The 12,105-nt window shown below is 43.3% G+C and carries 10 protein-coding genes; 4 read left to right on the forward strand and 6 right to left on the reverse strand.

All coding sequences use genetic code 11. From position 1 onward, the window contains the following. The first annotated feature begins 124 nt into the window (after positions 1–124). From lptF to J5X96_RS04120, 3 genes are all read left to right on the forward strand, one after another. Complete coding sequence (lptF, locus tag J5X96_RS04110) at positions 125–1,228, forward strand: LPS export ABC transporter permease LptF (protein WP_209364761.1); 1,104 nt, start codon at positions 125–127, stop codon at positions 1,226–1,228. A 5-nt stretch (positions 1,229–1,233) separates the two neighbouring features. After that, positions 1,234–2,301, forward strand: a complete 1,068-nt coding sequence (gene lptG, locus J5X96_RS04115) for an LPS export ABC transporter permease LptG (protein ID WP_198009770.1) — start codon at positions 1,234–1,236, stop codon at positions 2,299–2,301. A gap of 175 nt (positions 2,302–2,476) precedes the next feature. Next, on the forward strand, positions 2,477–4,237 hold the full coding sequence (locus J5X96_RS04120) for a vWA domain-containing protein (RefSeq protein ID WP_209364478.1): 1,761 nt from the start codon (positions 2,477–2,479) through the stop codon (positions 4,235–4,237). A 291-nt stretch (positions 4,238–4,528) separates the two neighbouring features. On the opposite strand, the gene J5X96_RS09810 is transcribed toward J5X96_RS04120, so the two are convergent. From J5X96_RS09810 to lrp, 3 genes are all read right to left on the reverse strand, one after another. After that, positions 4,529–4,657, reverse strand: coding sequence for a hypothetical protein (locus J5X96_RS09810; RefSeq protein ID WP_256436925.1), 129 nt, complete (start codon positions 4,655–4,657; stop codon positions 4,529–4,531). Between the two features lie 89 nt (positions 4,658–4,746). Next, complete coding sequence (locus J5X96_RS04125) at positions 4,747–7,536, reverse strand: DNA translocase FtsK (protein WP_209364479.1); 2,790 nt, start codon at positions 7,534–7,536, stop codon at positions 4,747–4,749. 11 nt (positions 7,537–7,547) lie between these two features. Further along, positions 7,548–8,033, reverse strand: coding sequence for a leucine-responsive transcriptional regulator Lrp (gene lrp, locus J5X96_RS04130; RefSeq protein WP_033002642.1), 486 nt, complete (start codon positions 8,031–8,033; stop codon positions 7,548–7,550). 227 nt (positions 8,034–8,260) lie between these two features. Here lrp and yegQ point away from each other — a divergent pair, with 227 nt between their 5' ends. Next, a complete protein-coding gene (gene yegQ / locus J5X96_RS04135) occupies positions 8,261–9,649 on the forward strand; it encodes a tRNA 5-hydroxyuridine modification protein YegQ (protein ID WP_209364480.1) in 1,389 nt (462 codons plus the stop codon). Positions 9,650–9,824: 175 nt separating this feature from the next. On the opposite strand, the gene J5X96_RS04140 is transcribed toward yegQ, so the two are convergent. The 3 genes from J5X96_RS04140 to tgt all read right to left on the reverse strand — a co-directional run bounded on the left by J5X96_RS04140 (position 9,825) and on the right by tgt (position 11,818). Then, positions 9,825–10,046 carry a sulfurtransferase TusA family protein gene (locus J5X96_RS04140; protein WP_209364481.1) on the reverse strand — a complete coding sequence of 74 codons (222 nt, stop codon included), beginning with the start codon at positions 10,044–10,046 and terminating at the stop codon, positions 9,825–9,827. Positions 10,047–10,065: 19 nt separating this feature from the next. Then, positions 10,066–10,584, reverse strand: a complete 519-nt coding sequence (locus J5X96_RS04145) for a hemerythrin domain-containing protein (RefSeq protein WP_209364482.1) — start codon at positions 10,582–10,584, stop codon at positions 10,066–10,068. An 82-nt stretch (positions 10,585–10,666) separates the two neighbouring features. After that, positions 10,667–11,818, reverse strand: a complete 1,152-nt coding sequence (gene tgt / locus J5X96_RS04150) for a tRNA guanosine(34) transglycosylase Tgt (RefSeq protein WP_209364483.1) — start codon at positions 11,816–11,818, stop codon at positions 10,667–10,669. Positions 11,819–12,105 lie beyond the last annotated feature (287 nt).

Here is a 12,105-nt window from a genome sequence, read left to right on the forward strand (position 1 = left end):
CAATGTCAAATTTAAGGTATTATACGCCACTTATTATTTCGGGCTTGCACTTAATTTGCCCGTGTCAAATGCAACGAATTTAATCTCTTTTGCTGAAATAGCAAGAGAAAAAATAGGCAATAACGTGATTTTAACCAGATATTTAACGAAAGAAGTTTTTAAAAGCCAAATAGCGATTTTGTTCATTTTGCTGCTGATTTTTTTCTGCCAACAGTTGGTGCGCGTGTTGGGTTCTGCAGCGAATGGACAAGTGCCTGCCGATTTGGTGTTTTCCTTGCTCGGGTTAGGGATGCCAACCATGGCGCAATTAATGTTGCCGCTTTGTTTATTCATCGCGATTTTGTTGACCCTTGGGCGGCTCTATGCCGAAAGTGAAATTACCGTCATGCGCGCTTGCGGTATTGGTCAAGGCATTTTGATTAAAGTCGTCTTGATCCTGTCTTTGTTTACTGCTGCGGTGGCGGCTTACAATGCCTTATGGTTGACGCCGTGGGCGATTCATAAGCAAACGGAAATTGTAGAAGAAGCGAAAGCCAATCCGAATATGGGGGCATTGTCTGCCGGTCAATTTATGACGGCAAATAGCAGCGATTTCGTGTTGTTCATTGATAATATTCAAGATAATCAAATCAATAACGTTTATGTCTTCCAAACCCAGCCAAAAGGGCAGAGCAAGCCTTCCGTGATTGTGGCGGAAAAAGGCGAATTAAAAGCCTTGCCAAACGGTGATCAGATCTTAAATTTGCAAAATAGTGATCGTTTTGAAGGTACGGCAATTTTGCCCGATTTTCGCATTACGCATTTTGACGAATATCAAGCTTATTTAGGCCATAAAACTGTGGCAGAGGATGTCGATGAAGCCGGTGAAATGGACATTATGCAATTGTGGAATGCCAATACGCCGGCGATGAAAACCGAGTTTCATTGGCGTCTAACCTTGATTCTCGCGGTGCCGATTATGGCATTGCTGGCAGTGCCGTTAAGCCGTGTGAATCCACGTCAAGGCCGCTTTGCCAAAGTATTGCCGGCGTTGTTGTTATATTTGATTTACTTCCTATTACAAAGCTCGCTGAAGTCTGCCGGCAGCGCAGGCAAATTAGATGCCTCGTTGTTCATGCCGTTAGTGAATATTGCCTTTTTCGCTTTTGCGATTTTCTTGAATAGTTGGCATAGTGCGTTTATGTATCGCATTCGTTATTCCTTCGGCAAGACGGCAAAACAAGGATAAACATGATGAATACATTAGAACGCTATATCGGTAAAAGCATTTTAGGCACGATTTTTGCCACGTTATTCATGTTGGTAGGCTTGTCTGCGATCATTAAATTTGTGGAGCAATTTCGTAGCGTCGGTAAAGGCACTTATGATATTTGGCAAGCGATTGCCTACACCGTATTGACCATGCCAAAAGATGTGGAAACGTTTTTTCCCATGGCAGCCTTATTGGGCGCATTAATCGCCTTAGGCAACCTTGCCAGCCGGAGTGAATTGGTCGTCATGCAGTCTTCCGGTTTTTCCCGTATGCGAATTGGTCTTGCCGTGATGAAAACCACCATTCCGTTAGTTTTATTGACCATGATGATTGGCGAATGGGGCATTCCGCAAACCGAACAATTTGCCCGTGATATGCGTTCCAAAGCCATTTCCGGCGGATCGATGTTATCGGTAAAAAACGGCATTTGGGCGAAAGATGGCAACAATTTCGTGTATGTTCGCAGCATTTCCGATGACATAGAATTGCATGATATTTATATTTACACCTTTAACGAACAACGCCGCTTGGAAAAACTCAAGCACGCTAATCAGGCCACATTTAATGACGGCAAGTGGATGTTACAACAAGTCAATGAATCTATCATTCAACCAGAGGGAGTCAACACGGTCAACCGCTTAAATGAAGAATGGCAAACCAATTTAACCCCAGACAAACTGGGCGTGGCATCTTTAAGACCAACATCATTGTCCATTTCGGGATTATCTAATTACATCACCTTCTTAAAAGAAACGGGGCAGGATTCAAAAAACTTTGAGCTCACCTATTGGCGCAAGTTGTTTCAACCCATTTCTGTGGGCGTGATGATGATGTTAGCACTCTCCTTTATTTTTGGTCCGTTGCGTAGCGTCACTGCCGGCGCACGGATTCTCATTGGGATTTGTTTTGGCTTCTTGTTTTATGTGGTGAACGAACTGTTCGGCAAATTCAGCTTGGTTTACAATACGACCCCATTAATCGGTGCGCTGATGCCGAGTATGTTATTCTTAGCGATTACATGGTGGCTACTGGCACGTAAACGGAGCTAATGGCTGCCGATAAAACAAAGCAAAAAACAATGTAAAATTTGTGTAAATCTTCCCCTCTGACTTCCAAATAGTGTAGAATCTGCACAAGTCTGTATGGATTCTGATCTTTAATGAGAAAAGTTTCAATGAATAAGTGTGCTAATTCAGTATTTAAATTAACTTTGGAGTTCATGTTATGAGCGTAACAGAAAGCTTTCTTTCACGTTTATCACAAAAATTAAAAGCATTTTACCTCGATCAACAAGGGGTATATGGTGTGATGACGGCACTATTGTTATTGCCGTTGATCATGCTTGTGGCATTTACCGTAGAAACCACCGGTATTTTGCTTGATAAAACCCGTTTATCACAAGCCACCGACCAAGCCGCCTTATTGTTGACAGCGGAGAATAACGAATTTCGTGCCAAAAAGGATCACAGTGATCTCATGCGCCAAAATTTAACAGCGCAAGAAAAAGCACTGCCGGCAGACAAGCAATTTAGCACGAGAGTGGCAAAACGTAATCAAGAATTAGTGCAAGACACAGTGAAACTGTATTTGCGTTCTTACGGTGAAGGCGCAAGCGCACCAATTACCATTACAAAAGATTTTACTGCCCTTTGTGAACCGCTCAGTAAATCCGTAAAAAGTGAGGGGGGGGTTATTTGCTCTGTGCAGGGAGATGTGCGTCGTAAAAATGGTTTTAATATAATTAATGAATGGGTAAAAAGCCCAGATAGTCGTCTGCCTGTGAATTCTGGAGTGTCTTATGCGGTTAAACAGAGTAGCGGTGTTCCGATGGAGGTAATGTTAGTCTCCGATTTTTCGGGGTCAATGAATGAGGATTTAAACAACGGAAATAGCAAACCATCTAAGGCAGAGGTATTAAAGCAAGTTGTTGATGAGGTTAGTACTGTGATATTAGCCGGAGCCAAGGCAGGTTATAATCGTATGGGGTTTACACTTTTTAATGCTGGATCTCGGCAGTGGAATGATAAGCATTGTCAAATTCCTATTTTGCCTAAAACAGGGGAAGCTGAGAAGATAATTTCCTATGAAGTTCCACTTTTAGAATGGAGTGAGAATCCTAACAAAGAATTTGTAAAAGCTATGGCTAAAAAGCATGGCCGTAAGGATGATTACTTCCATGATTGTAAAGAAGAGCATCAAAAGAAGGGTGACAGAGAGATAGTCGTGCATACGTGCAAAGCTGAGGATACAAGGGAAGAGGCCATAAAAATTCTTATTGAAGAATGGAAGTTTGATACAGCTACCGAGATGATAAAAAACGACTACATTGATATACAAAAGACGATTAATCAGATCGATGGGTTTGATGGAAAACTAAGAAAATACGGTATTGTCCTTGATATACCTCATGGAGACACTATTACTTATACTTGCCCAGGAAAAGCAAATGAGACATCAACTGTTACAACTCAAGCTTGGTTTGAAGGAGAAAATGGACAGAAAGCACTCGTAGATGAATTAAATGCAATGCTTCCTAATAACTGGACAAATGCTTCTTCGGGTATGTTAATGGCAACCAACGCTATGGTAGCTGAAGATCCTGCTTATCGAGCTAAATTAAATCAAATTGGAAAAAATTCAAAAAAAGTAATGATTGTTTTATCTGATGGATATGATAACTTCCCATACGGTGGTGCTTTTATTGATTTTGAGAAGAAAGGGATGTGTACCAAGATCAAGGATAGATTGAATAAATTGCAAGATCCTAACTACCAAAAACAGGATACAAGATTGGCGTTTATTGCGATTTCTTATGATCCGGCAGCAAATGGAAATGAGTCAACTTACCATGCATGGAAACGGTGTGTAGATGATTACTACTACGTTGTCAGAAATAAACAACAATTACTTGATGCATTTGGTGAAATTTTAGGTATTCAAGAAGAGTTAGGAACAACCTCTTCACAAAAAATAAAACGCAAATAATGCGATAATACCTTTCAAATACAATGCCGATCAGTGAACACCGATCGGCATTTTTTGTAGCGTGCATCTTGATGCACGACGGATTCTACGCCGCACACAATGTCGCCCACAGATTTATCGAATATCCTGCCGTTCGCGGATTGACCCAATGTAACTTCGAACGTCATTCTTCACATCAACGATTCTTGATTTCGTGCAACAAGTTGCACTCTACGGGGCTGCATAAAATAAAGTGCGGTGGATTTTTCTGACGTTTTAAACGTTGTTGAAATCCACCGCACTTTTTGGGATTTAATATAGTAAGACATAATAGCGTGCATCTTGATGCACGACAGATTCCACACCGCACACGATGTCGCCCACGGATTTATCGAATACTGTGCCGTTCGCGGATTGACCCAATGTAACTTTGAACGTCATTCTTCACATCAACGATTCCTGATTTCGTGCAACAAGTTGCACGCTACGAGGGAGATAAAATAAAGTGCGGTTTAATATGTTAAGTGTCATTAATATTCCGAACTACGCGCTAAAACTTCACGTTTTCCATTTTGAGCGGCGGAAACGATGCCTTGTTCTTCCAGCTGATCCATAATATTGGCGGCACGGTTAAAGCCTACCCGGAAGCGACGCTGAATGGCGGAAATTGAAGTCGTGCCGGTGCTGACGACAAATTCCACGACATCGTCAAATAATTCATCAATGTCACCGGAACGATCCGCATTGTACTCGCCATCACCAACCTCTTCATCTGCGCCGTCTAAGATGCCATCAATGTAATTGGGTTTGCCGCGCGCTTTCCAATCGTCCACGACACGTACGACCTCATCATCACTCATGAAGGCACCATGAATTCGGATTAATTCAGTAGAACCTTGCGGAGAATAGAGCATATCGCCTTTGCCTAACAAGGATTCAGCACCAACCGCATCTAAAATCGTGCGAGAGTCGATTTTCGTTGCCACGGTAAACGCAATACGGCTTGGCACGTTAGCTTTGATTAAGCCGGTAATCACATCAACAGATGGACGTTGAGTGGCTAGAATCAGGTGAATACCGATGGCACGCGCCTTTTGGGCTAAACGGGCGATGAGTTCTTCCACCTGTTTGCCGGCAACCATCATTAAATCAGCAAATTCATCCACAATCACGACGATATAACTGAGTTTTTCTAACGGCGGTGCGAGTGAATCCATGGAATCCCCCGGACGCCATAACGGATTCGGGATCGGCATATTTAAGGCATTATATTCATCGATTTTTTCATTGAATCCTTCAATATTGCGCACGCGCAAAGCCGACAATAATTGATAACGGCGTTCCATTTCATCTACGCACCAGCGTAAAGCATTCGCGGCTTTTTTCATGTCCGTGACTACCGGGGTCAATAGGTGTGGAATGTCGTTGTAAATAGAAAGCTCCACCACTTTTGGGTCGATCATGATGAATTTCACCTCTTCCGGTTTTACACGGTACAGCAAGCTTAAAATCATAGTGTTAACCCCGACAGACTTCCCGGAACCGGTTGTCCCTGCCACGAGTAAATGTGGCATTTTGGCTAAATCCACAACGACCGGTTTGCCGCTAATGTCTTTCCCTAACGCCATCGAAAGCAAGGCTTTGGAATGGCGGAATTCATCGCTGTCTAAAACATCTCGCAGAGGCACCATTTGGCGGTGATCATTTGGTGTTTCAATGCCGATATACGGTTTGCCGGGGATCACTTCTGCCACACGAATGGAACGAAACATCAATGCGCGCGCCAAATCCGTATCCAAACCGGTGACTTTGGAGGCTTTCACACCGGGATCTAACTCCAGTTCATAGCGCGTCACCACCGGGCCGATTAAGACATCCTTCACTTTGGCCTTGACGTTAAAATTACGTAATTGCTGCTCAATGCGTTGTGAGGTTTCCACAATTTCTTCTTGGGTAATATTTTGTGCTTGTGAATGATGATGTTCTAATAAATCCAAGCTAGGTAATGGGGTAGTGGGTTTTTCCAAACGACTACTGTGTTGTTGGAAGGCTGGATGCACCAATGAATTGCCATAAGGTTTATAGGCTACGCTTTCCGGCGTCGTGGTCGGTAATTCAGGTTCTTGCACCATTTGCGGAGAGACCTCTTGCGTACTCATGGTTTGTGTACGCTGTTCCATTTCTTGTGAGCGTTGTTGTTCTTGCGCAATAAGTTGGCGATCTAATGGATTGTCAGGCGCCTGTTCTCCATGTGAAGGTGAGTCTGCTTTAGGATAAACTAACGAAACTGACGGAATCACATTATCTTCGCTAAAATTGGGCGTGTAAAAATCTGATGCAAAATCGACCGCACTTTGTGTCTCTAGTTGACGATTTGTCTCGGTCATTGAGCGCGTAGAAACCGGTGTTGCCTGAGGTGGCACGTTGTTTTGTTGTTGCGCAATACTTACATGAGGCAACGGTTCGGTTGGCTCAAAATCCGTGACAGTAAAGGTTTTTGCTTCTGTTTGTGGCGGCGCTGTTGTTAGTGGCGTCGTGTTGTTATCCGCAGATTGGGCAACCGTTTGTAATCCATGAATAGTAATCGGTGCCCTTGTTAAGGAAGACGACGGTTGAGACGTTGTTTGATTTTCTTTGGCGAGCGGCGCCTGCGGGATTTCTGAAGAAGACGCTGCAGCCGGCATTTCCGCTGTAACCTCGGTTTGTGGCATCACGTGTTCGTGTATAGTCGGGGGCGTTTCCGGTGAATTTTGCATGGTAAGCCACTGATAAAAACGCACGATCAGGCGAATAAAAGAGGCGCCTGAACAGAAGATAAACCCTATCACGGCAAATACCACCGCAAGGCAAAGCAAGCCGAATTTACCCAAACTCGGATATAAGTTTAACGTTAAGCTTCCGCCCAACACGCCACCAGCAAGGTAACTGGCGGTATTGTTGAGCGATAACGTGCAAATTACTGTTAAGCCACATAAGAGTAAAATAAAACCGAAAGAGCGCAATGCCACTTTCGTTCCGGTTAGGTGATTGAGGCGTTGGGTGCGAAGTAAATACAGGGGAATAAAACATAAGCTAAACGGAATAAGATTGCCGATATAGCCGAAAAAAACGAAAAATAAATCCACAAACCATGCACCCAGTGCGCCGGCTTTGTTGATGGTTTCTGATGAAAAACTGGAGGTCGCCCATGAGTTGTCTAATGGGGTATAGCCCGACCAAGCAATAATTAAATAAAGCCCGAAAAGTGCGGTCAATCCGAGCAGTAAATTGCCTAAGTAGGTTTTCAAAGAAAAATGCGCTAATGTGTGTTTTTTTATCATAAGTGAGGGTTTTACTTTTGTTTTAATTGTAAAAAATTCGTCTGTTTGACTTCTTCCATGACCACATAAGTACGAGTATCGTTCACGCCCGGCAAGCGCAGCAACGTTGTTCCTAGCAATTTGCGGTAAGCCGCCATATCTGCCACGCGCGTTTTTAACAAATAATCAAAATCTCCGGAAACTAAGTGGCATTCTTGAATTTCTTCCAGTTGTTGAACGGCTAAATTAAACTCTTCAAACACATCCGGCTTGCCGCGAACTAAGGTAATTTCAACGATCACCAGTAAAGGCGAATCCAATAGTTCCGGATTCAGCAGCGCACGGTAACCCATAATAACACCTTGTTTTTCTAAACGTTTTACACGCTCTAAGCAAGGTGTTGGTGATAATCCAACCTTTTTGGACAAATCAATATTAGAGATTTTTCCATTGCGCTGTAATTCATTTAGGATTTTGATATCGATGGCATCAAATGCTTTTGTGAGTTTTTTTTCCATGGCTGACTGATTGCGATTAATGAGAAAGAGGATGATTTTAGCGTAGCCGTCAGGAAATTTCAGTAAGAAAATCGCGTCATTTAAAAAACATGGGTTTGTTGCGTATAAACGGTAAATTTTTCCACCGCACTTATGCTTTACAAACCTCAAAATCTGCCTACAATACCCGTTTTTACGATTTGCCTTGTGCAAATTCCTGACTTGAAATCAGATAAGAAGAGACGTTTATGACAACCCCATTTAAACCTGAATTACTTTCTCCTGCCGGCTCCTTAAAAAATATGCGCTATGCCTTTGCTTATGGCGCAGACGCTGTGTATGCCGGTCAACCGCGTTACAGTTTACGTGTACGCAATAATGAATTTAATCACGCTAATTTAAAAATCGGCATCGATGAAGCCCATGCGCTCGGCAAAAAGTTCTATGTCGTGGTGAACATTGCGCCGCACAATTCCAAACTCAAAACTTTTATTAAGGATTTACAACCGGTTATCGACATGGAACCGGATGCGCTGATCATGTCCGATCCCGGTTTGATTATGCTGGTACGTGAACACTTCCCTGACATCGATATTCACCTTTCCGTGCAAGCCAATGCGGTGAACTGGGCGACCGTGAAATTCTGGAAACAAATGGGGTTGACCCGCGTGATTTTATCTCGCGAACTGTCTCTTGATGAAATCGCCGAAATCCGCCAACAAGTGCCGGATATTGAACTGGAAATTTTCGTACACGGCGCACTTTGCATGGCGTATTCCGGCCGCTGCCTCCTTTCCGGCTATATCAACAAACGCGATCCAAACCAAGGCACCTGCACGAATGCCTGTCGTTGGGAATACAAAATGGAAGAAGGCAAAGTGGATGATGTAGGCAATATCGTGCCGAAATTCGACCCGAGCCAACAGATTGAAGTGAAAAATGTTGCCCCAACCCTAGGAGAAGGCGCAGTGACCGATAAAGTGTTCCTTTACACTGAAGCGCAAAATCCTGATGAGCAAATGACCGCCTTTGAAGATGAACACGGCACTTACTTCATGAACTCGAAAGATTTACGCGCCGTGCAACATGTGGAAAAACTCACCGCACTTGGGGTACATTCCTTAAAAATCGAAGGCCGTACCAAATCCTTCTATTACTGCGCCCGTACCGCCCAAGTGTATCGCAAAGCCATTGATGATGCGGCTGCCGGCAAACCCTTTGATGAAAGCTTGATGGAGACTTTAGAATCTCTCGCCCACCGTGGTTATACCGAAGGTTTTCTACGCCGCCACACCCACGATGAATACCAAAATTACGACTACGGCTATTCCATTTCTGACCGTCAACAATTTGTCGGCGAATTTACCGGCAAACGTAATGAGCAGGGCATGGCGGAAGTGGCGGTGAAGAACAAATTCTTGCTTGGCGATGAAGTGGAAATGATGACACCACAAGGCAATATCGTGTTTAAAATCAACAAAATGCTCAACCGTAAAAATGCGGAAGTCGATGCCGCTTTGGGCGACGGGCATTTTGTCTTTTTAGATGTGCCGCAAGACATTCATTTAGACTATGCGTTGCTCATGCGAAATTTGGTTGATACCAACACGCGCAACCCGCACGAAAAGAAAAGTTAATATTTTGTTAATTATTTGTTTATATTGTTAATTGCATGTTGTAGTATAAACGTGTCCTAACAAAATGACTCCAAACTTATTAAGCCCTTACTTCCCCCCTTTGAAAGGGCTTTTTTCTTTCCCTTGTTTAAAATTAAGTGAAAAAATGGCCGCACTTTCGCGGCCTTTTAATCAGTTATTCACATTTCTTCTTAATTTTCAATATGCGTTGCGCCTGATCCTCAAAATCAATAAATAACTGCTGTGCTTCGCAAAATAAACGAAAATCTTCGATGTCACTTTCCGCAGCAAGCCACACCGTCAATACATCATTTGGAGCTAATGTGTTGACGGCATTTTTTGTCATCAATAACGGCAGAGGACAACGATACTCACGCGTATCAAGTTGATATTCCATGGTTTAAATCAACGATGGTTTAGGGTTGTACGCGACGACGGGCGCTCATGATGTCACCGATTTCGCGTAATTCCGATTCCGACAAATGTTGTTTACCAAGCTCAAATAATGGCTCTTCCAAGGCGATATGTTTGTCGTAACCTGACACCACATTGTTGATCAATGCTATATCGACATTCTCTCGATCGCCAGTCAACAAGGCTTGCAACTGTTCAGATAATTTTGCCCAGTTATCATGCAAGGTCACGTGCTGTCTTTCTAATTCATCAATGTCTTTTTGCGCCTCCGGCACATATTTTACCAACAGTGGGAAAAAATCTTTTTCCTCATCATCATGGTGCAACGGGGCTGACTGATTGAAATAGTTGAGAATTTGCTGAACGTCATTTTTCACCGCCTGATTACAACCGTTTTTTGCCAAATAATCAGGCAAAATCGTCAACTGCCGACAAAAACGTTTCACTTTGCTATGGCAGGCATACAACATTTCAATGGGTTCATTCCAACTGGCGAATTTTTGAGGTTCAAGGATTTGCATAGGAACTCCTGTGAGAGATGAAAGTGCGGTGGAAAAAACACGTCAATTTTTCACCGCACTTTTATAGATAATTTTTAACTGATTATTTTTCTGTTTCTGCAAGTTGTAACGGCGGAACAGGCTTGCTGATTCTCGCATAAAACTCCACCACGAAATCATCAAAGCGATCTTCTTCAATGGCTTGGCGAATTTCCGCCATTAAACGTTGGTAATAACGCAAGTTGTGGATGGTGTTTAGGCGCGCCCCGAGGATTTCGCCGCATTTATCCAAATGATACAAATAGGCTTTGGTGTAATGCTTACAGGTGTAGCAATCACAGTGCGGATCTAACGGACTGGTGTCGTCTTTGTATTTGGCGTTGCGGATCTTCACGATGCCGTCGGTGACGAATAAATGACCGTTACGTGCATTACGGGTTGGCATGACACAGTCGAACATATCGATGCCGCGGCGTACGCCTTCCACTAAATCTTCCGGTTTACCCACGCCCATTAAATAGCGTGGTTTGTCGGCAGGAATTTGCGGGCAAATGTATTCCAAAATGCGGTGCATATCTTCTTTCGGTTCACCCACGGCCAAACCGCCCACGGCATAACCATCAAAGCCAATGTTCACCAAGCCTTCCAAGGACACTTTGCGTAATTCTTCAAATGTACCACCTTGGATAATACCAAATAGTGCGTTTTTGTTACCTAATTCATCAAAACGGTTGCGGCTGCGTTGTGCCCAACGTAAAGACATTTCCATGGATTTTTTGGCGTAGTCAAACGTTGCAGGGTAGGGTGTGCATTCATCGAAAATCATCACAATGTCAGAGCCCAAATCATATTGGATTTCCATGGATTTTTCCGGTGATAAGAAAATGCGTTCACCGTTGATTGGGTTTTGGAATTTCACGCCTTCTTCAGTAATTTTGCGCAACTTGCCCAAACTGAAGACTTGGAAACCACCGGAATCGGTGAGGATAGGACGATGCCATTGCATAAAATCGTGCAAATCACCATGTTTACGCATGACTTCTTGCCCTGGGCGAAGCCATAAATGGAAGGTGTTACCAAGGAGGATTTCTGCACCGGTCGCACGAACTTCTTCCGGTGTCATACCTTTTACCGTGCCATAAGTGCCTACCGGCATAAACGCTGGGGTTTCAACCGTAAAGGTGCCTTGTGGGCGTTCAAATACCAAGCGACCACGACGGGCGTTGCCACTGGTTTTATCTAATTCATACTTCATTTTATTTCCTCAACGAATAAACAGTTCGAAGGTTTTTAGTCAATAAAAAAGCCTGTTTAAATATACAGGCTTCATGCTATAATTTTTGCAATGTTCTTAGGAACAGAGGCGGACTCTACTAATGATAGTCCGCCAGTTGCCGCTGTCGGGCTAGATTAGTAGATCCTTGTTTGTAATCATAAGGATAAAAATATGACTACATTTATCATTAAGTTGGTCATCATTATTCTACTTTGCCTGTTATTGAAAAGTAGCACTGGCTCATAGTAGTTGATGCCGCAAGGAAT

This window comes from Aggregatibacter sp. 2125159857, from assembly GCF_017798005.1.
GTDB lineage: Bacteria > Pseudomonadota > Gammaproteobacteria > Enterobacterales > Pasteurellaceae > Aggregatibacter.